The sequence below is a fragment of the Streptomyces pallidus (ex Mingjun et al. 2026) genome (assembly GCF_051550185.1).
GTDB lineage: Bacteria > Actinomycetota > Actinomycetes > Streptomycetales > Streptomycetaceae > Streptomyces.
This window is the reverse complement of sequence record NZ_CP196182.1, coordinates 281,519-305,062: the sequence shown is the minus strand read 5'-3', so window position 1 is coordinate 305,062 and position 23,544 is coordinate 281,519. Positions and strand designations below refer to the sequence as shown.

The window sequence follows — 23,544 nt, the reverse complement described above, 5'->3', positions numbered from 1 at the left end:
TTCAAAGGGCAATACTCGTGGAGTTTCGGGAGCGGGGGCGATTCAGGCCGGAGAACTTCCCGTCTGGATTACATCTGTAAATGGCGCGAATCGCCCGGTGTCCTTTTCTAGTCAGGCCATCGGGGGCTCGGCAACCGATTCCGGCCAGGACGCGACGCTGCGCGTCGAGGTAAAGGACCCGGCCAAGACCCGTGCGGCCGGCGTCAACGGCGCACTCGTCGCCGTCAGCAGCGCCCCGGGAGCCGTTCCGGCGGGCAAGATCGAGTTCGGACTCGACATCTCCACCTGGGCCAAGGCCGCCGGCGCCAACTGGGCCGACCGCGCCGCCTTGGTTCAGCTGCCCACCTGTGCCCTGACCACCCCCAGCGCCCCCGGATGCACCACGCGCACGCCCCTGAACTCGCGCCGGGACGCCTCCGGGCGCCTCGTCGCCCAGGTCGACGTGCGCGGGACCCCCGCGGCGTCTGCCTCCGCAGTCAAGGGACAGCCCGGCGGCTCCAGGTCGGCACCGGTGGCCCCGCAGGTGCTCGCCCCGCAGGACGTGGCCATCGCCGTCGAAGCGGGCCCGCAGGGCGCCAGCGGTGACTACACGGCCACCCCGCTGCAGCCGTCCGCCTCCTGGCAGGCCGGGGCCAATGCCGCGAACTTCACCTACGGCTACACCGTCGAGGTGCCCAACGGCATCGCCGGCGCCGGCCCGGGCGTATCCCTCGGCTACGACTCGTCCTCGGTGGACGGGCGCACGGCGTCGACGAACGCGCAGGCCGGACCCATCGGCGAGGGCTGGGACTGGAGCCCCGGCTCGGTCTCGCGCTCGTACAAGGGGTGCAAGGACGCGGGTGTCAAGGACTCGGGCGACGAGTGCTGGGCCGGGGACATCCTCGCCCTGAACCTCGCCGGGCACTCCGGGCAGATCGTCCGCGACGACGCCACCTGCGTCTACCGCCTGCAGAACGACGACGGCACGAAGGTCGAGCGGCTCACCGGGCAGCGCAACTCGGCCTGGAAGGGCGAGGCGTTCAAGGTCACCACCACCGACGGCACCCAGTACTACTTCGGCTCCAACCGCCTCCCCGGCGGTGACGGCACGGACCCCGAGGCCAAGTCGGTCTCGACCGTACCGGTCTACTTCAACAGCGGCCGGGACAAGTGCCTCGGCGCCGACACCCCCGCCAACGGCACGTGGCAGCAGCTCGGCTGGCAGTGGAACCTCGACTACGTCGTGGACCCGCACCAGAACCTGACCAGCTACCGCTACGAGCAGGAGGACAACCACTACGGGCGCGGCGGCGGCCAGAACAACGGCGACGGCAGCCCGACCCGCTACCAGCGCGGCAGCTACCCGACCTGGATCGGCTACGGCCAGCGCCTGCCCGAGCAGATCGCGGCCAAGGGCGCGGCGAAGCCCGCCGCCCAGATCCTGTTCGACACCACGGAGCGCTGCTTCGCAACCGGCGCCATCACCTGCGACCCTGCCCAGCGCACCAAGGTCAACGCGAAATCCTGGCCCGACACCCCCGTCGACCAGGAATGCGCAGCCACCGGCCAGTGCCTGAACCTTTCGCCGACGTACTTCACCACCAAGCGCCTCGCCAGGATCAACACGGAGGTGCTGGCCGGGACCGGCTACCGCCGGGTCGACTCCTACCTCCTCAACCAGTCCTTCCAGGACCCGGGCGACGGCTCGTCGCCGACCCTCTGGCTGGACTCGATCGAGCGTCGTGCCTCCAACGGCCAGAGGGAGCTGAAGCTTCCGCTGGTCTCGTTCGAGCCGCTTCAGATCGCCAACCGCGTCGACGGCGTGGTCAAGCGCCCCGATGGCACGGAAGCGTCGGCGCCCCGCTACAACCGGCCGCGCATCCAGAAGATCACCACCGAGACCGGCGGCCTGATCAACGTCGTGTACAAGGCGCCGGAGTGCTCCCGGGTCAAGGGCACGATGCCGTCCTCCGAGGACGGCAACACGATGGCCTGCATGCCGGTCAAGTGGTACCTGCCCAGGCAGTCCTACGAGGACCCCGTCAACGACTGGTTCCACAAGGTCGTCGTCCAGTCGGTCACCCAGCAGGACATGGTCGCCGGCCAGGTCACCACCGTGACCGACTACGAGTACGGCGGCGGCATCGCCTGGCACCGCAACGACTCCGAGTTCACCGACCCCAAGACCCGCACCTGGGACCAGTTCCGCGGCTTCGCCACGGTCACCACCCGCACGGGCAACGGCAACGCCGCCGAGGCCCCGCGCACCAAGAGCGTGGCCACGTACCTGCGCGGCATGGACGGTGACGCCCTCGCCGACGGCGGCAAGCGCAGCGTCACCCTCACCGATGCGCACGGCGGCAGCACGAAGGACGAGGAGGTCCTGTCCGGCCGGGTCCTCCAGACCGAGACCTACGACCGCGACGGCGGAACCGTCATCGCCGACGAGGTCACCACCCCCTGGCTCGGCAAGAACATCACAGCCACCCGCGCCCAGTCCGGCGGCATGCCCGCCATCACCGCCCGCGCCCAGAACACGGCCAAGGTCACTAGCCGGGCCAAGCTGGCGGACGGCAGCTGGCGCACCAGTGAGCGCACCTCCGAGTACGACGACACGCTCCTGTCGCGCCCGCTCCGGGTCGACGACAAGCAGGACCTGTCCCGCCCGGAGCAGCGGCTGTGCACCGAGTTCGAGTACGCGGCCGGCCCCGGAGGCGCCCAGACCGAGCTGATATCCCGCACCCTCGTCCTCTCGGGCGCCTGCGGCCAGGCCGCGACCACCGCTAACACGGTCGGCGACACCCTCAGCTACTTCGACAACCAGCCCGTCAAGCAGGCCGGCGCGACTGGCGACCAGACGGGCACCGCGGTCCTGGAGAAGTACGACGACGCGGGCAAACCGGTCTACCGCCTCAACTCCACTTCCACGTACGACGCGTACGGCCGCGTCACCAGCAACACCAACAAGGTCCGCAAGGACGCCGCCCATCCCGACGGGGCGGTGACCTCGACCGAGTACAAGCCGGCCACCGGCAGCCTGCCCACCGAGGTCACCCACACCAACCCGCTGGGCTGGAAGACGACCACGACCCTCGACGCCGGCCGTTCGCTGCCGCTGAAGACCACGGACGAGAACAAGCACGTCGCCGAACGCGAATACGACGCCTTCGGCCGTGTCACGTCCATCTGGCAACCCGGCCAGGAGCGCGCGAAGGACGCCCTGCCCGTACGCAAGTACTCGTACGCGATGAACGGCACCAACGCGCCGTCCAGCGTCCTGAGCCAGGCGCTCATGGGCAACAAGCAGACCTACACCACGAGCTACACGATCTACGACGGCCTCGGCCGGATCCGTCAGACGCAGGCGAACACGGTGTCAGGGGCTAAGGGCCGCTTGGTCACCGATTCCCTGTTCGATTCCCATGGTCGCCAGGTCAAGACGAGCGCTCCGTACTACAACGACGAGGCTGCCCCCTCAGGGGCGCTGTTCCTCCCGAATGGCGGCGTCCAGCCCGACAGCAAGATCCCGGCGCAGACCATCTCCGTCTTCGACGGCCTGGGCCGGACCACGGCCTCCGTCTTCCAGTCGTACGGCGTGGAGCAGTGGCGCACGAAGACGGAGTACCCCGGCGCTGACGAGACCCGTACCATCCCGCCTAACGGCGGCCGCGCGACGGCGACGATCAGCAACGGCACCACCTCACACCTGCGTCAGTACAAGTCGAACACTCCCACCGGGGCGTACGACGAGACGACGTACGAGCGCAATGCCCAGGGCAAGGAGCTCCGGCGCAAGGACGCCGCGGGCAACGAGTGGACCTTCGCCTACGACCTCCTCGGCCGGGTGGTGAAGGCCACCGACCCGGACTCCGGTACCAGCACCACCGTCTACGACGACAGCAAGAACCTCACCACCGTCACCGACGGCAGGGGCAAGAGCGCCACCACCGTCGTCGACCTCCTCGGCCGCACCGTGGCCACGTACGAGGGCAAGGCCGTCAGCCCGGCCAAGCAGGTGGGCGGCTTCACCTACGACACCAAAGCCGTGGGCAAGCCCGCCACGAGCACCCGTTACATCGGCGGGGCAGGCGGCAGCGCCTATGTCACCGAAGTCACTGGCTACGACGGCGGCTACCGCCCCCTCGGCACCAAGGTGACGATCCCTCCGGTCGAGAAGGACTTGGCCGGCGTCTACGAGACGAAGAACACCTACGACGCTTACGGGCAGCTGGTGCGGTCGGACCTGCCGGCCATTCCGAAGGCAGGGCTCGGCGTCGAGTCCCTGGCCATCGGCACGGACGGTTCCGGCAACCTCTCCACGCTCGACGGCAGCATCGCGGGGGGCCGGACCCCTTACGTCGCACGCGTGCTCTTCGACGCGTACGGCCAGCCGATCCGTACGACGGTCGGTGAGAGCGGCCTGCAGGTCGTCTCAACGCTCGACTACGACATCGCGACCGGCCGCCCCATCCGCTCGACGCTCGACAAGCAGACCGCGGCCAGGGCCAGCGTCGACGTCGTCGACTACACCTACAACCAGGTGGGGCAGCTGACCTCGATCGGCAACACGCAGGACGGCGCCAAGCGCGACCTGCAGTGCTTCACCCACGACTACCTGGGCCGCCTGACCCAGGCCTGGACCGACACGGGCGCCCAGACCACCGCCCCGCAACCGAGCGTCCGCGGCATCGGCGGCTGCGCCAACGCGAACGGCCCGGCGGTCGACGCCGCGGGCAAGCCCAGCGTGGGCGGCCCGGCACCGTACTGGCAGCAGTACGAGTACGACCTGATCGGCAACCGCAAGAAGCTGGTCCGCAAGGACGTCACGGGCGACGCGGCCAAGGACACGACGGTCACCCAGACCTTCGGCGGCCGTCAGAACACCCCCTCCGCCGACCCGAGAACGGGCGGCGGCACGGGCGGTCCGCACGCCCTGATGACCTCGACGGAAACCGGCCCGGCAGGCACCAAGGTCACCTCCTACACATACGACGCAGGCGGCAACACCGCCTCCGTCACCGACACCCCCGGCACCCGGACCCTGACCTGGAACGACCAGGGCAAGCTCGACAAGATCACCGGAACCGGCGAGAAGGGCAGCACCAGCTACCTCTACGACATGGGCGGTAACCAGCTCATCCGCCGCGACCCGGACAGCACCACCCTCAACCTCGGCACCGACCAGATCACCCTCAACACCACCACCGGCAAGGTCACCAACGTCCGCACCTACGCGGCCCCGGGCGGCCTGTCGGTCACCCGCACCACCACCGGCGGCGAGTCCGACCTCAGCTACCAGGGCTCCGACCACCACGGCACGGGCGGCGTCCAGTTCAAGGCCACGGACCTCGCCCACATCCGCCGGGCCTCCGACCCCTTCGGCAACGACCGCGGCACCCCGCCGGCCCCGGACAGTTGGGCGGGCGACAAGGGCTTCGTCGGAGGCACCAAGGAGAAGTCCACCGGCTTCACCCTCCTCGGAGCCCGCGAATACGACCCGACAACGGGCCGCTTCATCAGCCCCGACCCGCTCATCAGCGCCGGCGACCCCCAGCAGTGGAACGCCTACGCCTACGCAAACAACAGCCCTGTCAACGCGTCCGACCCCAGCGGGCTCATGCTCAAGACGCCGTCCTGCACCAGCGGGTGCAGCGAATCGGAAGAGTATGTGAGTCCCCCTCTCTGGGAGGACGACGAGGTCTCGAGCGCTGGCCGGGATCTGCGGCAGGCCAACGCATCGCTCGACAAGGCCAAGAAGAGGCGCGACCACCTCATCCACGAGGTCGTCAACCTCATCGGCGACCTGATCGGCTACAACGACGCCCGCGACTGCTTCACCAAGGGCGACGTCATGGCCTGCATCAACACGGCCCTGGGCGCCGTCCCGTGGGGCAAGATCGCCAAGGCCATCAAGGTCGGCATCAAGGCCTTCAAGATCTACAAGGAGGTCAACAAGGCCTACGACGCCATCCACGAAGCCGAACGGGGGGTCTCCCGCGCGTCCGATGCGATGACCCGGGCCAAATCGGCGGCCAAGGAGGCCCGCGACGCCGAGGCCAAAGCAGCCCAGTCGGCATCCGAGAAAGCCGGCAAGGAAACAGCCACCGACAGCGCCGGAACGGAAGCCAAAGCCACACGCGAGACATCCGACACGGAGGTGAACGCCGGCTCCGCCGAATCCCACAGCAGCGGAGGCGGTGAGTCGAGCGCAGGAACGGGATGCAAGGTCAAGCGGAACAGCTTCCCGACGGGCACCCGCGTCCAGATGGCCGACGGCATGACCAAGGAGATCCAGGACGTCCGCGTCGGCGACACCGTCCTCGCCACTGACCCCCAGACGGGCGAGACCCGTCCGCAGCAGGTGACGGCCACCATCACCACCCCCGACGACAAGGAGTTCACGGACCTCACCCTCACCGACGATTCCAACCCCAGGGCCCCGCCGGCCCAGCTCACCTCCACCTTCCACCACCCGCACTGGAACGAGACCCGCCGCCAGTGGGTCGACGCGGGCGAGTTCAATGCGGGCGACCAACTCCGCCGCCCCGACGGCACCACCCTCACCGTCAAGAGCAAGCGCAACTACCCCTATGCCGTCACCACCCACAACCTCACCGTCAACGACTTCCACACGTACTATGTGCTGGCGGGTGCCACTCCGGTCCTCGTCCACAACTGTGGCGAGCAGCTTGAATTTGCGCACGGAACGACTGCATCACATGCCGATGATATTGCGGCCAACGGTCTAAGCAGCGACGCAGCGAGAGCCGCTTCAAGCGGTGGCGCCGTAGGACAGCCAGGAAACCTGTTCAGCTACAGGGTCTCGGGAGGAGCTGACCCGAACTTCAGTACGGCGGCACAGTGGGGTGTGGCCCGGAACGGTGGAAAACAGAAGGGGGCCGCAGTTCTCGTGTTCCAAATGTGCAAATGCACCTATGATCGACTGGTGAGTGAGGGGCATATCACCACAAGAGTCACAGGTGAGGGGATGCCTGAAGAGATAATATTCGGGCCAGGCGCAATGCCGTTCCTGCGTAAGATTCACGACGTGCGCCTCTAGAAGCGTATCTAAGCGGTCAGGATGTGTTCATGAATTTCGACTGGAACAGCTTCGATGCAGTCCAAATGAATGTCGCATCCTGGCCGCTGGGCACGCCTGACAGGTCTGGGCTCGTCCGGACCAAGTGGGAGATTCGCACGCTCGGCGACCTTCCGGACGGCCTGCTGGCGGATCAGGTCAACCTGCATCACCTGCCAGGCGACATGTCTTTCGATCTTCACGTCTTGGGCCCGCGCGAGCTGAGCATGACGTGCATGTGCCCTAAGGAGATGCCAGGCCCTGTCAGGCTGGGGGCGGCATCGGTGGCTTGGAGAATCGTTGACGAGCAGGTCTCAAGGCTTTGGACGATCGGAGAGTACCCCAGAGCCGTCCTTCCGGAATTTATGCGGCAGAGGCGAGAGTTGGTGGAGCGGATCCCAGCCTCCATTAGGGAGGCATGGGTCTGGCTTTCATTGATTCGCTCCGAACCTTTGTTGAGTGAAATGGCGGGGCGATCGAGTCGGGCTGAGCATCTGCTCTCTATCCTGCGGGATTCGCATGAGAGTCCCGTTCTCTCCGAGTATTTCTCCGAGCTGGGCTCACGGCTTTCCGTCAGGGCTGACCATGGTCGATCTCGGGGGCTAGAGCTGAGGCGCATTCTGATGGTGGCTATTGAGTCCGGAGGGCGTGGGGTTAGTGATGGCTCGGTGGATTCCATGGCCTACGCCACGGAGCGGCTGTTTGATGCCCTCTTCCTTCTGGAACGTTCGCTCGGAGTTGACGTATCGGGCGGCCTCTCCCTGGAAGAAGACAGAGCATGGTTCGATGATGCTGCGGGGCTTGCGGAGTTCGAGAGTCTGTCTTCTAGAGACCTTGACCGGAGCCGAGCCTTCTGTAGGCAGTTGGTGGACTTCTGCTCCAGTGAAGGCGCTCAGTTTGCGCTCAGGAATGAGTAGCGGAGGGGGCGAGACCATCATGCTGACCCCCTCCGTGTCGGTTGACGGCAGCGGTGACGGCAACGTCAGTGGACGATTGCCGAAGCGGGCGCATCGGTTGCGTCCTCGTCCGGGCTGAGGGCAGCGTTCAGGGTGTCGATGGCCTGGCGTTGGAGCCGGAGTCGGACGTGGGCGTAGACGCCAGCGGTGACGCCGATGTGGGCGTGACCCAACAGCTCCTTGATCACGACGAGGTCGACGCCCTGCTCCAGGAGCAGGGTCGCGGTCGAATGACGCAGGTCGTGAAAGCGGATGCGTCGGAGTCCGGTACGGCCAAGGAAGCTGCCGAAGCGGCGCGTGAGGTTGGCCGGGTCGAGAGGGCCGCCGGTCGGCGTGGTGAAGACCAGGCCGCTGTCCCTCCAGGCTGACGCTGCCGTCTCGCGTTCCTTGTTCTGCCGTTCCCTGTGCTCCTTGAGGGAGTGGCAGCACTCGGTTGGCAGAGCGATGCGGCGCTCGGACGCCCGGGTCTTGGTGGGCAGGTGGGTAAGACCGCCCGTGCGGGTGCGTTGGAGCGAGCGTCGGATGCTGGCCGTTCCGGTGGTGATCCGGATGGCGTCGGCGAGGAGTTCGGGTGGGGCCCACGCGGGTGGTGGTGTGTAGGGGCCTGTGGGGCCGTCGAGGCGGATCACGGCGTGGAAGTGGATCAGTCCGCGCTGCTGGTACTCGGCGACCTTGGCGTACGAGACGCGGACGATCTTGTGGAGCAGGCGCTGCGGGAGTCCGGCTGTGGCGGCGATGGTGCGGCGCAGGTGGAGCATGAAGCGGGCCCACAGGGCGGGTGCGTGGGCGTTCCACAGCACGGCGCCGGTGTAGTCGTACCACTCGGGGTCGAGCGGGGTGCCGAGGAGCGGGTCGCCTTTGGTGTGGGTGCGTCCGCAGCGGCAGCGGGCGGAGCCGTTGACGCGTCGGCCGTGGACGGGTCCGTACGAGGGGGCGTTGAGGGTGGCGAAGACGCGGGGGTGGGCGGCGATCTGGTCGGGGATGTTCTTGCCGCCGCGCAGGCCGGCGGCGATGAGGTGGTAGGTGTCCTGGCGGTAGAGCTCGGCGCAGGAGGGGCAGCGGGTGGCGCGGCGGTTGCCACAGCGGACCAGCAGGTGCCCGGCGGGCAGCTCTTTGGACTTCAGTTCGCGGAGGATCTCGCCGGTGGAGGCGTCGATCTCGGTGCGCTGGCCTTCGAGTCGGATGGGCTGGGCGCAGCCGCCGAGCGAGGACAGCTGTCGTATCAGGCCGAGCAGGTTCCGGTACCCGGTGAACGTGGGCAGCGCGTCCCTGTCCGGTTCGGGGCAGGAGATTGTGGCAGTGGGCTCGTGCGGTGGCATGCTGGCGGGACCTCTCTGCACTGCGACACACACGTGTGAGGCCCCGGCAGGGGCGAGGGTTTGGCGACTACCCGCCCTTGCCGGGGATCACTGCGAAGCGGGACCAGGAGGCGGCGGTCACGCGGCCTTGTCCAGGTCGACGCGGTCGGGCAGGTCGCGGACCTTGAACCCTTCGGCGCACATCGGGTCGTTGATCTGCCAGCAGGCTTCGGTGGGCAGACAGACCGAGCGCAGCCGGAAAGGGGTGCGCATGTCGCCGACGGAGGCGATCGAGACGCCCTGGGGCATGGTGCGGTCGGCGGCGGTGATGTCCAGTTCCCGGCCGTCGGTGAAGAGGTGCAGGAAGTCCTCGACGGTGTCGACGCGGTGGCAGATCCGGGCGGACAGATTGGTGCGCACGGCAGTGGTGAGCACGTCGGCGGAGGGCTTCTGGGTGAGCAGCCACAGCCGCACTCCGAAGGCCCGTCTCCTGCACGCGCGCGTTCGGGAGAGGACGGGCTGGGGCTGCTGGGCTGTTGACCTGGCGGGTTATGTTGTGGCTTTCGTCGGGGGCCTAGGTACGGAGCAGGGGCATGACACAGAACAGCGGGCAGGGGCACGGCCCGGGACAGCAGTACGGGGGCGGCTGGGGCGGGGGCCCGCAGTGGGGGTATCCGCCGCCGGCGGCACCGCAGCCGGGGGTGATACCCCTGCGCCCGCTGGAGCTCGGGGAGATACTCGGCGGGGCGTTCGCGACCATTCGGGGCCACTGGAAGCAGCTGGCCGGGGTCATGCTGGCCGTGCTGGCCATCGTCCTGCCGGTCATGGGCCTTGCGGTGGGCATCGCGGTGGCTTCGGTGTTCGAGCATTTCGAGCCCGTCTTCGACCCGCCGTTCGGCGAGGACCCCGCCTCGGAGGACGTCGTGCCGCTGGTCGTCGCGGCCGCGGTGCTGTTCGTCGTGCTGCTCGTGGTGGGGGTGTTCGGCACGGCGGTGCTCGCCGCGCTCTGCCCGACGGTGCTGAAGGAGGCGGTGACGGGCCGCCCGACCACGTTCCGGACGGTGTGGCGCGCCTCCGTCCGGCGGGCTCCCGCGGTGGCCGGCGCGACGCTGCTGGCCGGCCTGATCGCCGGCGCCCCGATGATCGCGGCGCTGGGGGTGGGGATTCCGGTGACGATCGCTGCGGCCGTCTCGGCCGACGGCGACGCGCCCGCGGCCATCGTCCTGATCCCGCTGCTGATCCTGGCCGCCCTGCCGGTGACCGTCTGGCTCAGCACCCGCTTCGGTCTGGCCTCGGCCGTCGTGGTGCTGGAGGGTTTGGGTCCGGTCGCCGCGCTGCGCCGCTCGACCGCACTGGTCCGGGGGGCCTGGTGGCGGATCTTCGGCATCACCCTCCTCGGCGGCATGATCGCGGGGGCGATCGGGTGGGCGATGCAGCTGCCGTTCAACCTCGTCGGCACGTTCGCGCTGGTCCCGGCCATGACCGGGCTGCCGGAGGACGGCGGCCCGACGGCCGGGTTGATCGCCGGGCTGGGGTTCGCGTTCCTGCTCGTGATGTTCGGCGGCGCCACCGGGCAGATGTTCCAGATCGGGTTCACGCAGTTGGTGGGCTCCCTGCTGTACGTCGACCAGCGGATCCGGCGCGAGGGACTCGCCGAGGCGATCCTCGCCGACCTGGCCACCGGCCCGGCTCCGGCTCCTGGGTCGGCTCCGGCGCCTGGGCCGGCCGCGACCGCGGGGCCGGCCGCGTCGCCGGAGAGCGGTGAGGCGGACGGCGGGCGGTAGCCCGCGGGCCGGTGCCGAACGGGGCCCGCTCCGCTGCCCGACCCGACCGTACGCGGTCGAAAGGGCAGGGGGACGGGCCCTTCGCCATGCGAATGCGAAAGGCCCTGCCCGGGGGTGTGCCGTAGCTACGGCACGCCCCCGGGCAGGGCTCGGGAGGACCCGGAAAGGGTGGGTCAGAACGCGGACTTCGACGCGGTGACGACCACGCACTCCTTGTACTCGCTGCCGTCGCCCTTGCCGGTGTACGGCGTGGTGGCCTCGGCCTTGGCGGACGCGCTCTTCGCGACCTTGAGGCCGGTCACCTTGGCCAGGGCCAGGTTGGCGTTCGAGGTGGCGTCCCCGCGGAACTTCATGGTGATGTCGTACGTGTAGTCCAGCGGAGCGCTGTTGGTGACGGTGAGGCGGGCCACCAGGTTCTTGCCCTCCAGCTTGCACCCGTCGATCCGGATGTCCCGCTCCGCCTTGTCGCGGCTGGAACCGTTCGGGACGGAGGTGCCCCCCGAGGTGCTGGTGCTGCTGTCGTTGCTGCCGCCCGTGGTGGTGCTGCCGCCGCTGGTGCTGCCGGAGCTGCCCGAGCTGCTGGAGTGCGAGCTGGAGCCGTGGCCGCCACCGCAGCTCGCGCCGTGGGAACCGCGGGCTCCGGTCAGTGCGAAGACGGCGATACCGAAGACGGCGACGGCGCGGACATGGCGAAGCTTCACGTTTCAACCCCCGTTGAGATGGCAATGGATAAGCGCCCGGTCTTGACGAGCGCACGTCACCCTAACAGTGGACGGGGATGTTCCACTTCACAGATCTGTCTCAAAGCGGCCCCTAACCGTGGACGGGAACGTGCCCGGAGTCGGGCCCGCTCGCGCCGGGCCCGACGCAAGAGCGCCCGGACGTATCCGCCCTCGCCGGTCAGCAGGGTGAGGCAGCCGTCCGTCAGGAGAGCCTCCCAGCCATGCCGATGACGGTCCGTCGGCTCTCTGCCGGGACGGGGCGGTTCAGGTCCGCAGGGCCAGTTCGGCGGCGATGGTCTTGCCCACGGGTGGGCGGTCGCGGACCTCCCAGCGGGTGGCCACGGCCTGTACGAGGAGGAGACCGCGGCCTGTGTCGGCGAGCGGGTCGGGGCGCGCAGGACCCGTACCCGGTCCCGTACCCGGTCCCGAGCGCAGGGCCGGCGCCGGGGGGCGGCACTCGCCGCGGGTGTCGGAGACCTCGATGCGGAGTACGTCCGCGGTGAGGGACACCACGAGTTCGAAGTTCCGGCCGGGCACCCGGCCGTGGGTGACGGCGTTCGCCGTGAGCTCGGCCAGTACGAGGGCTGCGGCGTCGGAGGTGTCGCTGCCGGGCGGAACGCCCCAGGCGTGCAGTTCGTGGAGGGCGAGGCAGCGGGCGAGCCGGGCGCCGCGCGGGGTGGAGCTGAACTGCTGGGAGAACACACGTACGGTCACCGGCGTCTCCCGGGTCCGCTGTGCAGGGGGTGGCGTCATGTCCCCAATGTGGCGGCGGGATTCGGCGTTCACCAGGGCCGCGGCGCGTACGCTCGGTCAGCGTACGCGCACCGAGGGTGGACAGTACGCGTCACTGAGCGTGAGCATGGATGGGGTCGGGAGCGTTACGGAAGTACGTGCGCGGGAGGTGGCCCGGGATGGCCTACAAGAAGACGGACGAGGGCGGCGGTACGGGCAGCAGGGGGACGCGCGGCCGCGGCCCCTCCGGTGGGGAACCGGAGGCGTCGGACAGCCTGCGCACGTTCGGCGCGGTCGTCCAGGCCCTGCGGGAGCACGCGAGGCTGAGCCGGCAGGAGTTCGGGGAGCGCGTCCGCTTCTCGAAGCACACGGTGGCCTCGGTCGAGCAGGGCCGGCGCATGCCGGACGAGGACTTCGTCGAGCGGGCGGAGGACGCCCTCGGCAACACGGGCGCACTGCGGCGGGCGGCCCGCCATCTGTCCCGCCAGCCGGGGTTGGCCAGCTGGTTCCGGCGTTGGGCTCAGCTGGAGTTGCAGGCGGTGACGTTGTACACGTACGAGTGCCGCATGGTTCCGGGCCTCTTGCAGCCGGAGTCGTACGCGCGCACGCTGTTCGTGGACCAGCTTCCACCACTCAGCGACGCCCAGATCGAGGCCCAGTGGACGGCGCGGGCGAAGCGGCAGCGGCTGCTGAGGGGACGTCCGAACACGACGTTCGGGTTCATCCTGGAGGAGCACCAGTTCCGCCGGAAGACGGGAGGGGTGGAGGTGACCCGTGAGCTCATCGACCACGTGTTGGAGGTCGGGGATCTGCGGAACATCGAAATCCAGGTGATGCCGCTGGAGCGGCCGTCGCATGCAGGGCTGCACGGACCGATGCGGTTGCTGGAGACCCGGGAAGCGCGGTGGTTCGCGTACAGCGAAGGGCAGCGCAGCGGCGTGCTCATCTCCGACCCGAAGGAGGTCAGCGTCCTCCAGCGGCGGTATGCCAGGATGCGGGCACAGGCCCTCTCCCTGGAGGACTCCGCGGGCCTGTTGAGGGAGATCCGAGGAGCGCTATGAGCACGGAACGACTGGCCTGGTTCAAGAGCAGCTACAGCAGCAGCGGGTCCGGTGACTGCGTCGAAGTCGCCCTCACCTGGCACAAGTCCAGCTACAGCAGCGGCGACGGCGACGACTGTGTGGAAGTCGCCACCTGCCCCTCCGCGGTCCACGTCCGGGACTCCAAGGACCGGAACGGCCCGCAGCTCAGCCTCTCCCCCACCGCATGGGCCGGGTTCGTCGCGTACGCGCCCGCAGCCTGATCCAGACACTGTTGGAGGCGGGGGCCGCGCCAACGGCCCCCGCCGGGCGGCGTGGATCCGGACCGTCGGCTCCCGCGCGGGTGGTGCGAATCTTCAGGGATCCGCCCCAAGGGCAGTATGCGCGGCCGGAGGGTTGTTCAGTGCGGTCCGTTCTTCGTGAACGCCCGCGGCGGGGCACGCTGCTCTGAGCTGGGAGGACGTACCGGGCGGGGATTTGTTCACGACCGGGCGTGAGGCGGCGGGGATTGTTCGCACTGACGCCATATCGCAGGACATGCCGGAATTCTGGGCTTTTTGCGGGCCAGTGTTGCGGGGGCGGGGGCTCGGGCATGGTGGAGGGGCGCCCGCAGGTCGGAAAGCCGACCGCGAGCGGACCGTAGCGCCAACTGCGGTACCGCGCAGGCGCGTTGGCTGTGCGTATCCGGACCGTCGTTCTCGAAGGAGTCGTCGTCGTGGTGATGTCCGTGGCTTCCGGTACCTCCCTTCTTCCATGGGCGTGGGGGCGGCGCCCGTCCCCCGTCCTCGTCGTCAAGGTCGTCGTCATCGTGGTGGTGGCCCTGGTCACCGCCGTCCTCGGGGGGCTGGGGCAGGCCCCGGGGACCTCGCTCGCGGTGATCGTCATGGTCACCACCACCGCGCTGGAGCTCGCCCGCCGGATCACCGGTGACGGGCCGGGCTCCGGCGAGCGCGGGGGCCCGGCCGGTCCCGGTTCGGGCTCCGGCGTACGGGCCGGCTGGTAGCGGCATGGCTACGGGACGGCAAGGGCGGCCGCAGCGGCCCGTCGACCCCACCGTCCCGGCCCTGGCGGAGCTCGCGCGGGAACTGCGCGGGCTCCGTGCCGCGGCCGGACTGACCCTCGACGAACTGTCCGCCGCCACGCACTGGAGCAAGGGCGCGCTCAGCGCGGCCACGACCGGGCGGGACCTGCCGCGCTGGGAGCTCGTCAAGGCGTGGGTACTGGCCTGTGAGGCGGACGCCAACCTGGATCTCTGGCGCGCCCGGCACGAACGGGCCCGCGTGCAGCACCAGGGCACCCGGGTCATCCTGCCCGGCCCCACCCCGGGACTCGCGCCGGCCCCGGCACCCTTCCCGGCGGCCGACGGGCCGTCCGATGGCATGCGGTCGGACCCGTCTGCCGCCGGTTCGCCGCTCGGGGTGGCCGGGCCCGGCGGGGGCCCGGGGGCTGCCGGCAACGGCCGGGCGGTGTCCGGCGTACCGTCGGTGGCGGGCGGGCCGCCGGCCACCACCGACACCGCGGCCACCGCAGGCACCACCAGCACCGCAGGCACCACCAGCACCGCAGGCACCACCGGCATCGCGAGCAGCACCGGTGCCCCGGGCACGACGGGCGCCTCCGGCACCCCGGGCGCGGCCGCGGCCCCGGTCGCCGGCGGCCTCCCCGGCCCGCTGGAACGGGACGCCTGGCGGACCCTCGCCCCCGACCGACGGCCCTGGGGCGTCAACGCCCACCCGGCGCCGATCCCGATCCGCTTCACCACCGTGGGGCCCGACTTCACCGACACCGGCTCCGGCGCGGACGCCGCCGACCTCAGCGGGCGCTACGAGCAGATCGCGGAGGTCTTCGCGCTCGCCCGGCAGCCGCGGCTGCTCGTCCTCGGTGACCGGGGCACGGGCAAGACGCAGCTCGCCCGCCACCTCGGCACGCGGCTGCTCACCGCGGACGACGGCAGTAGGGGCGGTGGCGCCGGTGCCGGCGGCGGCGCCGTTCCCGTACTGGTGTCGCTGCGCGGCTGGCGGCCCGAGCACGGCCCGGACAGCCTGCTCGCCTGGATCGCGGACGCGCTCACCGACTGCACCACCGAGGACGTCCGCACCCTCCTCGGCCGGCACCGCCTGCTGCCCATACTCGACGACTTCGACAGCCTGGACCCGCGTCAGCGGGTGCGCGCCCTGCACCTGTTCAACCGACTGCCGGAGCAGGCGCCGTTCGTGCTGGTCAGCGGCTGGGCCGAGTTCGCGAAGGCGGTGGAGAAGACCGACACCGTCATCGCGGGCAGCGCCGGGGTACGGCTGCGTCCCGTCGGCGTCGGGGAGCTGCGCGGCTGGATCCAGCGCAGCTCCCGTTCCCGTGCCAAGGAGCAGGACTGGGAGCCGGTGCTGGAGGCGCTGGCCGCACGGCCGGACGCGCCGGCCGCCGCCGTCCTCGCCGACCCGATGCTGGCCTGCGCCGCCCGGCTGCTCTACACCGACGGGCGGGCCGACCCCGCCGAGCTGATCGCCGAGGACGCGACCGTCGAGTCGCTGGAGATCCGCCTGGTGCAGCACCTGTTCGGCGCGCTCCCCCCGTACCGCCACCACCCGGGCCGGCTGCACGAGCAGCGCCGCCACGCGGCCCTGCACCTGCTGGCCGGGCGCGAGCACGAGGAGGGCGGGCCCGTCGGCGACCTGCGGGTGCTCTACCGGGGGCGCCGTCCCACCCGGCGGCGGGCCGGCATCCAGGCCGCGGTGCTGGGCCTGCTGTCGTGGTTCCTGCTCGACGTGGGCGAATCCGACGCGGTGCAGGGGGCGTACGCGTCGTCGAACCAGCCGGTCGTGGGGGTGGCCGGGTTCGTGGTCGGGGCGCTGATCGGTTTCGGCTGGTACGGCTACCTGCGGCACCGGCTGGACGAGCGGGCGTCCCGCGCGGACCCCATCGGCCGCGCCGGACAGTGGCTGCTGCGGGCCGCCCCGGCCGGGCTGGCACTGGTTGTCGCGTTGCCGATCAGCGGCACCGCGGCGGAGGACTCGCCCCTGCTGCTGCTGGCCATGCTGCCGATCGGGATCGCCGTGTGGACCGCCGAGCAAGCAGTACGGCAGGCGGACCTCGGGTGGCTGCTGGCCGACCTGCTCTTCCCGCTGCTGTTCCTCCTGCTGTTCTCGGGCCTCGCGTCGTCGGCGGGCAGTATCGGATTCACCCTGTGCTTCCTCCCACCGGTGTTCTGCTGGATCACCGTGAACGGGCACTGGGTGCGGGCCGCGTTCGCCTCCCGGTTCGCCCTGTGGGACCTCCACCCGGGCGTCGTACGGCGACTGCTCCACGAAGCCACGACCCCGGACATCCTGCGCGTCGGCCCGCGCGGGTGGTCCTTCACGCACCCGGCCGTCGCCCGCTGGTACCGGGGCGCGCCGGGGCTGCCGGAGGGGGATGCGGGGCGGGGGTAGCCGAAGTAGCAAGCGTGGGGTGGGGCGGCGGTTTTGCGGTTCCGGCAAGTTTCCTGGGCCGTTACGGCACGCGGTCCGAGCATGGGCGGCACTTGTTCCCCTACCGGAAGGCGGCCCCCCCATGAAGACCGTGGCGACCTGCTCCACCCCTGACGCTTCGGCTGGAGTGGCGGCCGCCCCACCCGAGTTGAGTGCGCGGAGGCGGTGGACGGTGTTGGCCGTCTGCGCACTGAGCATGTTCCTCGTCGGCCTCGACACCACCATCGTCAACGTCGGCCTGCCCGTGATCGGCCGCGGTCTCGGGGCGGACACCCGGAGTCTGGAATGGGTCGTGGACGCCTACACGATCATCCTGGCCGGCCTCCTCGTCGCGTCCGGCGCGCTCGCCGACCGCTTCGGGCGGCGCCGGGTGTTCCGGTGCGGGCTCGTCGTCTTCGGGGTGGCCTCGGTGGTGTGCGCGCTCGCCCCGTCGCTCGGCTTCCTCGTCGCGGCGCGCGCCGTGCAGGGCGTCGGGGCGTCGATGCTGAGCCCGGTGGCGCTGGCGATCGTGGTGAACGCGATGCCCGACCCGCGGGAGCGGGCGCGGGCGATCGGCGTGTGGGCGTCCGTCTTCGGGCTCAGCATGGCGGCGGGGCCGGTGACGGGCGGGGCGCTGGTCGAGGCGTTCGGTTGGCGGTCGGTGTTCTGGATCAACGTGCCGGTGATCGCCGCCGCGCTCGTCCTGGTCGCCGTGTTCGTACCGGAGTCGCGCGGGGAGCGGGCCCGGCGGGTCGACCTGCCCGGGCAGGTGCTGCTGACCCTGGCGCTGGGCGTCTCGGTCGGGCTGCTGATCGAGGGGCCGCGGATGGGGTGGGCCTCGGCGCCGGCCCTGGCGGGGTACGCGGTGGCCGCGGCGGCGACGGCCGCGTTCGTACGGGTGGAGCTGCGGCGGGAGGAGCCGTTGATGGACCTCGGGCTGTTCCGGCGGAGGGGGTTCGCCGCGGCGGTGCTGGGCGCGGTGGCCGTGTTCGTCGCGCTGAACGTGACGCTGCTGCTCACCACGCTGTACCTGCAGCAGGGCCGCGGCTGGACCCCGCTCGCGGCCGGGCTCGCGACGCTGCCGATGGCGGTGGGGGCGACGCTGTGCGCACCCTGGTCCGGCAGGCTGGTGGGGCGGGTGGGGCCGCGGCGTCCGCTGGTGCTGGCGGGGGCGTTCATGGCGGCGGGCGGGCTGTGCCTGGTGGGGCTGGCCGAGGACACGAGCGTCCTGCTGCTCCTGGCCGCGTACCTGCTGATCGGCATCGGGTTCGGCTTCGCCAACGCCCCGCTCACGGACACCGCGGTCGGCGGTCTGCCGAAGGCGCGGGCCGGGGTGGCGGGGGCGGTGACGTCCGCCGCGCGGCAGGTCGGTGCGGCGGTGGGCATCGCCCTGGCGGGGGGCCTGGTCGCGGGGGCGGCCGGTCCGGGGGCGATCGCGGCGGCTTCCCGCCCGGGGTGGGGGCTGGTGGCGGGGTGCGGGGTGGTGCTGCTGGTGGTGGCACGGGCTTCGCGGGGCGGGGCGGGGCCGAAGGCGGGCGGAGACCGTTCCTGAACTTTGTGCAGGAGAGGCGTCGTTGCCTGTCGTGCGCCCATGGCGCGCGAAACCCTGACCAAGGACCAGATCATCCGCACCGCGATCGAGCTGCTCGACGAGGAGGGGCTGGAAGGCCTCAACATGCGCAGCCTCGGCAAGCGGCTCGGCGCGGCGGCGACGGCGGTCTACTGGCACGTCAAGAACAAGGACGACCTGCTGCTGCTCGTCGGCGACCAGGTGTGGGACGAGGTCGAACTCCCCGACCTGGACGCGGTCGACTGGCGCACGGCCGCGACGAGCATGGCCCTCAGCCTGCACGCGATGCTCGTCCGGCACCCGTGGCTCGTCCAGGCCTTCGGCTCCCACCTGTTCTACGGGCCCCGGAAGGCGCGCCACGACGACCGCATCCTGGCGGTGTACGAGGCGGCCGGCTTCAGCGGGGCGGCGGCCGACCGGGCGGCGGCGAGCGTGTTCACGTACGTACTCGGCAACGCGCTCGGCGCCTCCGCCACCGCCTCCCCACGGCGAAGGCGGCCGAGGCCGCGAGCGGCCTCCCGCACCTGCGGAGCCGCCTGAACACGACGTCCGCGGAATACGACGAGGCCCCGGAAGCCACCTTCACCTTCGGCCTGAAGTCCCTGATCGCGGGTCTGGAGACCCCCCTCGGATAGTGAGGTGCGGCAGAGGCGGGGGCGGGTCAGCTGTGGGGGATCTGCTCGATGAGGGTGAGGTGGCAGGAGGCCTTGAGGGTGGGGTGCTTCGCGACTATCCAGAACGAGCCGTCGGCGGCGCGGCCCACCGTCCGCGACCGGTTCTTCCAGGAGGCCGGGACATAACGCCTGGCACGGTTCAGCAGCTCCTGCTGGGCCTCCTCACGGAGCTTGTTGCCGCTCAACGGGCTGACGGTGACCTGTCGTTGCGGGCCGGTGGCTCCGTCAGGGGTGAACGTCTCGTCGATGACGATCAGCCAGGTGGGCATGGACGTGCTCCTTGTGTCGTGGTTCCGGGGCGTCGCGGGGGGCCGTTCCTGGTTTGTTTCTTCTGCTCCCCGGGGTGAACCGCGCCCGAGCGGTGCGCCTGTCGCGCCGTCGGCAACGAGAATGCCCGCGGGTCCGGGGGTAGGCGGGGCAGTATGTGCGGTGAAATGCTGCACCCTCCGTTTCACCGCCCCGACCTGCGGTTTCAGTGGTCCGGTGGAACATTCGGCAGGGGTGTGGTCGCGTTGGGGAGTGCTCGTCCGTCCTTCATCGAGCTGGCCGGGGCGCTCGGCGGAGCACTGGACGAATGGTCGGCGGCGGTCAGGCAGGCGCTCGCCGGGCAAAACCGCTACCAGAACTGGCTCGCGCGGCGGCTGGGGACGCCACCGCCGAGGGTGTCCTCGTGGCTGCGGGGACGGGAACAGGTCTGGCTGAGCGGCACGGCACTACCCGGGGTCGGCACCACGCAGAGCATCGTCCGGGAGCTGGGCCTCGACGGCGAGTCGGCTCGGCGCCTGGTCCGCCTCGCCGACCGGATCGACCACCTGCAAGCGCAGTTGGAGGAGCTCAGACCACGGGACTGGCGCAAGCGCGTAGAGGAACAGCTGCGGGGAGACCTGCTCCCCGCCGCCGCGGCGCCGGAGCCTGCACCGACCGCGGGCGCGGCCGAGCGCTCCGGTGCGCAAGCCTCGGTCCCCGTCGCCGTCGACCCCGTACCCGGGCGGTGGGCCTCCCGGCCGCGCACGACACGGCTGGTCGCGGCCGCCACGGCGGCGGTCGCGGCCGCGGGTATCGTCGCCTACCTGGGCTCCGAACGGCCGGACGACGACCCGGGAACCGCCGGGGCGACCTCCACCCCGGCAGCCGTACGCACGCGTGCGCAACGGGGTACGGATGATACGGGTACGAGCGGGAGTACCGGGCCCGGTGGCTCTGCGCCCGCGCTCGAACAACCCGGGCTGGAGAAGAACACCCTGGGCCCGGACAGTCGCTGCGGCGAGCCGCTGCCCGGCCCGGAGGCCGTGGTGTGGCGGGTCTGCGCGCGGGTCGAGGCGGGCCGGGTCTCATTCGCCGTCAAGCTCACCAACCAGGCGGACGGGGCAACGACGGCCCGGGTGCGGGTCCGGGTTCAGTACGTGCAGGCCAAGGTCTTCCACCCGTGCCCGATGGCACCGAACGCGCAGCCGGTCGACGTCCCGGCGGGCAAGACGGTCATCACGGACCCGGGCCTGTGCTCCGTCCCCCGCGAAGCGGTGCCGTTCGCGTACCAGGGCGTGGGCTGGGTCGTCCCGGCCGACGCGACCGGAGGTTCGTACGAACTCTCCCCCACGGCGCACGTCTACCCGGACCGCACCCTCTGGAAGCCGGACCTCCTCTGACGCCGGCCCTGAACGGGACCCCCGGCCGCCTGGTGCGCGGCGGCCGGGGTGTGCGGTGCCGTGGCGGCGTCACGACCGCGGCCGTCGTGACGCCGAGGGCAGCGGCGACAACGCTCGCCGGCAGTCGAAGCACGCGATGCCCCGGCAGGCCGGAGGGCGGGGTGGGGTTCTATTAGGGTGCCGGGGCGGCTCGGCCGGTGGGGTCGGGGCTGCGGGGCGTGGAGAGGAAGGGGTTTCGGGTGGCGGAGATATCGGGGGCGGGCGGGGGCGCCGAGCGGGAGCGGCCGGAGGGGGCGCGGGGTCAGGGGGCCTCCCCGTCCGGATCTCCTCACGCCGCGTCCCCGCCCGCGGATCCGTGGGCGGCGCCGCAGCCGGGGTCCGCCCCGCCGGGGGGTGGGGCGCGGGCTTGGCCGCAGCCGCAGGGGGGTGCGGGGCCGCAGGGGTGGTCTGCGGCGCCCGGCAGTGGGGCGCAGGGGTGGTCCGGGGGTGCGGGGGCGCAGGGGTGGTCCGGGGGTGCGGGGGCGCAGGGGTGGCCTTCGGCGGAGGAGTGGGCCGCGGTGTACGGCAGCGGGCCCGCGGTGGTGGCCGCGCCGGGCGGGTCTCGGTATCACGAGCAGGCGCGGAACGGGCGGCAGGGCTGGCCGCGGCGGATCGGTGAACTGCTCGCCGTGGTCGGACTGCTGGCCGTCGCGATGATCGTGGTGACCGGGTTGGGCCTGTTGGGGGCGGACGCGCTCGGGCTGGAGCCCGCCGCTGACGGGGCCGAGCAGTTGCTCGCGGATCCCGTGGCGGACAACGCCCTCGGGCTCCTCGGGCTGGCGGTCGGCATACCCGCGGTGATGGTCGCCGTGCGGTGGTGCGGCTCCCGGCCGGCGGGGACGCTGGCCTCGGTGGCCGGACGGGTGCGGTGGCGCTGGCTCGGGGTGTGCGCGGCCGTGGCCTTCCCGCTGATGGCGGTGCAGATGGGCGCACTGGCCCTGTGGGAATGGCTCGCGGAGGGTGACGAGGTCTTCGCCGGGGACACTCCTGCGGCGGGGCGGTTGTTGCTCGGGGCGGTGCTGTTCGCGGTGCTGGTTCCGTTCCAGGCGAGTGCGGAGGAGTTCGTCTTCCGGGGCTGGCTGCCGCAGTTCTTCGGCGGGTTCCTGCGTTCGCCGTGGCCGGGGGTGGCCGTCGCCTCGGTGTTGTTCGCCCTCGCCCACGGGTTCGGGGGCTGGAGCGGGTTCCTGCTGCTCTGCTACTCGGCGGGGTGGTGGGGGTGGCTGGTGATCCGGACGGGCGGGTTGGAGGCCGTGATGGCCATGCACACCGCCAACAACGTGTTCTCGTTCGTGACCGCGCTGGTCCTCGGGCAGCTCGCGGACGCGGGTACGGCCGCGGACGCGCCGTGGCAGGCGCTGGTGGTGGAGCTGGTGTGCGCGCCCGCGTACTGCCTGGTCGTGGCTCGGCTGGCCGACGCCCGCGGGATCGCCTCCACCTCCACCTCGGGCTCTGGCTCGGGCTCGGGCTCGGTCGCGGAAGCCGCACCGGTGCCGGCCGCGGGGCCGCAGGCGGGCTGACGGCGCACGAGCCTACGGCGGCGTGGCCGGATCGCGTCGGGCGGTGGTAACGGAGCGTCAGAGATCCACTACGGTGACGCCGTCCGACCCGTCGAAGGAGACCCGTGTGGAGCGCAGCCGCACTGAATCGAGGATCCGTGCCGTCCTCGCCGCGATGGGCGTCGGCGTCGCCCTCGCCGCCGCACCCGCCACCGCCCAGGCCGCGCCCACCACGACCACTGCCGCGGCTCCGGCAGCCCCGGCCGCCGCGTGCAGCGGGGAGTTCCAGGGTGACGGGCGGCTCGGGCCGAAGGTCCTGCCGAAGCGGTGGCAGGAACCCGTCGGGCCGCTGCTCAAGCACTACCAGCGGACGGGGAAGCTGACCTCCGCCGAGTTCCTGAAGAAGTTCTGGGAGGGTCCGGCCGACACCGGTGGTTGGAAGTACCCGCCGAACGACGGCTTCGCCGAGGTCAACGGGACCGTCGACAAGGCACCCGAGCTGCTGGAGCCCGGCGAGCGCCTGGACCGGTTCGGGTCCGAGTACGGCTCGTACCTCGCCCCGGCCGGGGACCCGTACGCCGAGCGCGCCCTGCCCCCGCAGAACCTCAACACCCGGGACGCGGCGTTCCCCTGCGACTACCACGCGTACGAGGTGGCCAAGCCGTTCACGGTGTGGGAGGGCTCCATCGCCCCCTGGTTCGAGCAGCCGGGCGGCGGCCGGCAGATCAAACTGGATCCGGCCTTTCTGAGCCCGGGCGAGGGGCAGCGGCTGAACGTCAGGTGGCTCCTCGACCACGGCTACCTGGTGCCGGCGGCCTCGTGAGCGAACGCCAGGTGCTCGAACGGGCGCTCCGGGAGCACGGGGTGTCCGCCGGGCACTACTGGATCGAGGGCGTGCACGAACCGGCGCCGACACCGCCCGACTTCGTCTACCTGCGGGCACGGCCCGGGGGCGGCTGGGAGACCGGCGTGTACGAGCGCGGGGCGCACGAGCCCGTCGCCTCGTACGCCACCGAGGGCGAGGCCTGCGGGCACCTGCGGCGGCTCCTGCTGGGCGGTTGAGCCCCCGGCCCCTCGAATTCGCCCG

18 protein-coding genes are annotated in these 23,544 nt (G+C 71.3%); 13 read left to right on the top strand and 5 right to left on the bottom strand.

Annotated features, from left to right (window positions below; translation table 11 throughout):
• Nucleotides 1-97 precede the first annotated feature (97 nt).
• Both ACSHWO_RS36145 and ACSHWO_RS36140 read left to right on the top strand, forming a co-directional pair.
• A complete protein-coding gene (locus ACSHWO_RS36145) occupies nt 98-7,039 on the top strand; it encodes a polymorphic toxin-type HINT domain-containing protein (RefSeq protein WP_438319538.1) in 6,942 nt (2,313 codons plus the stop codon).
• A gap of 29 nt (nt 7,040-7,068) precedes the next feature.
• A complete protein-coding gene (locus tag ACSHWO_RS36140) occupies nt 7,069-7,974 on the top strand; it encodes a hypothetical protein (protein WP_438319537.1) in 906 nt (301 codons plus the stop codon).
• A gap of 65 nt (nt 7,975-8,039) precedes the next feature.
• Here ACSHWO_RS36140 and ACSHWO_RS36135 read toward each other — a convergent pair whose 3' ends face one another.
• A complete protein-coding gene (locus ACSHWO_RS36135; RefSeq protein WP_438319536.1) occupies nt 8,040-9,332 on the bottom strand; it encodes a replication initiator in 1,293 nt (430 codons plus the stop codon).
• 117 nt (nt 9,333-9,449) lie between these two features.
• On the bottom strand, nt 9,450-9,785 hold the full coding sequence (locus ACSHWO_RS36130; RefSeq protein WP_438319535.1) for a hypothetical protein: 336 nt from the start codon (nt 9,783-9,785) through the stop codon (nt 9,450-9,452).
• Nucleotides 9,786-9,904: 119 nt separating this feature from the next.
• On the opposite strand from ACSHWO_RS36130, the gene ACSHWO_RS36125 reads away from it, so the two are divergent.
• Nucleotides 9,905-11,095, top strand: coding sequence for a hypothetical protein (locus ACSHWO_RS36125; protein WP_438319534.1), 1,191 nt, complete (start codon nt 9,905-9,907; stop codon nt 11,093-11,095).
• A 173-nt stretch (nt 11,096-11,268) separates the two neighbouring features.
• Here ACSHWO_RS36125 and ACSHWO_RS36120 read toward each other — a convergent pair whose 3' ends face one another.
• Nucleotides 11,269-11,796 (bottom strand): hypothetical protein, encoded by a 528-nt coding sequence (locus tag ACSHWO_RS36120; protein WP_361094624.1) that lies wholly within the window; start codon nt 11,794-11,796, stop codon nt 11,269-11,271.
• 285 nt (nt 11,797-12,081) lie between these two features.
• A complete protein-coding gene (locus tag ACSHWO_RS36115; protein WP_438319533.1) occupies nt 12,082-12,570 on the bottom strand; it encodes an ATP-binding protein in 489 nt (162 codons plus the stop codon).
• 158 nt (nt 12,571-12,728) lie between these two features.
• Between ACSHWO_RS36115 and ACSHWO_RS36110 the strand changes: the two genes are divergently transcribed.
• The 6 genes from ACSHWO_RS36110 (at nt 12,729) to ACSHWO_RS36085 (ending at nt 19,142) form a co-directional block, all read left to right on the top strand.
• Nucleotides 12,729-13,610, top strand: coding sequence for a helix-turn-helix domain-containing protein (locus ACSHWO_RS36110; protein ID WP_438319532.1), 882 nt, complete (start codon nt 12,729-12,731; stop codon nt 13,608-13,610).
• Nucleotides 13,607-13,852, top strand: a complete 246-nt coding sequence (locus tag ACSHWO_RS36105; protein WP_385835456.1) for a DUF397 domain-containing protein — start codon at nt 13,607-13,609, stop codon at nt 13,850-13,852. The genes ACSHWO_RS36110 and ACSHWO_RS36105 overlap by 4 nt, the downstream gene beginning before the upstream one ends.
• Before the next feature lie 452 nt (nt 13,853-14,304).
• Nucleotides 14,305-14,592: a hypothetical protein gene (locus ACSHWO_RS36100; RefSeq protein WP_404240029.1), complete on the top strand. Its 288-nt coding sequence runs from the start codon at nt 14,305-14,307 to the stop codon at nt 14,590-14,592.
• A gap of 4 nt (nt 14,593-14,596) precedes the next feature.
• Nucleotides 14,597-17,014 carry a helix-turn-helix domain-containing protein gene (locus ACSHWO_RS36095; RefSeq protein WP_438319531.1) on the top strand — a complete coding sequence of 806 codons (2,418 nt, stop codon included), beginning with the start codon at nt 14,597-14,599 and terminating at the stop codon, nt 17,012-17,014.
• Nucleotides 17,015-17,135: 121 nt separating this feature from the next.
• Complete coding sequence (locus tag ACSHWO_RS36090) at nt 17,136-18,584, top strand: MFS transporter (RefSeq protein WP_438319530.1); 1,449 nt, start codon at nt 17,136-17,138, stop codon at nt 18,582-18,584.
• A gap of 39 nt (nt 18,585-18,623) precedes the next feature.
• Nucleotides 18,624-19,142, top strand: coding sequence for a TetR/AcrR family transcriptional regulator (locus tag ACSHWO_RS36085; RefSeq protein ID WP_438319529.1), 519 nt, complete (start codon nt 18,624-18,626; stop codon nt 19,140-19,142).
• 121 nt (nt 19,143-19,263) lie between these two features.
• On the opposite strand, the gene ACSHWO_RS36080 is transcribed toward ACSHWO_RS36085, so the two are convergent.
• Nucleotides 19,264-19,545 carry a hypothetical protein gene (locus ACSHWO_RS36080; RefSeq protein ID WP_385835429.1) on the bottom strand — a complete coding sequence of 94 codons (282 nt, stop codon included), beginning with the start codon at nt 19,543-19,545 and terminating at the stop codon, nt 19,264-19,266.
• 243 nt (nt 19,546-19,788) lie between these two features.
• Between ACSHWO_RS36080 and ACSHWO_RS36075 the strand changes: the two genes are divergently transcribed.
• From ACSHWO_RS36075 to ACSHWO_RS36060, 4 genes are all read left to right on the top strand, one after another.
• On the top strand, nt 19,789-20,922 hold the full coding sequence (locus tag ACSHWO_RS36075) for a hypothetical protein (RefSeq protein WP_438319527.1): 1,134 nt from the start codon (nt 19,789-19,791) through the stop codon (nt 20,920-20,922).
• A 557-nt stretch (nt 20,923-21,479) separates the two neighbouring features.
• Nucleotides 21,480-22,478, top strand: coding sequence for a CPBP family intramembrane glutamic endopeptidase (locus ACSHWO_RS36070; RefSeq protein WP_438319526.1), 999 nt, complete (start codon nt 21,480-21,482; stop codon nt 22,476-22,478).
• A gap of 154 nt (nt 22,479-22,632) precedes the next feature.
• Nucleotides 22,633-23,280, top strand: a complete 648-nt coding sequence (locus ACSHWO_RS36065; protein WP_438319832.1) for a TNT domain-containing protein — start codon at nt 22,633-22,635, stop codon at nt 23,278-23,280.
• Complete coding sequence (locus ACSHWO_RS36060) at nt 23,277-23,519, top strand: hypothetical protein (protein ID WP_438319525.1); 243 nt, start codon at nt 23,277-23,279, stop codon at nt 23,517-23,519. The genes ACSHWO_RS36065 and ACSHWO_RS36060 overlap by 4 nt, the downstream gene beginning before the upstream one ends.
• Nucleotides 23,520-23,544: the final 25 nt, after the last annotated feature.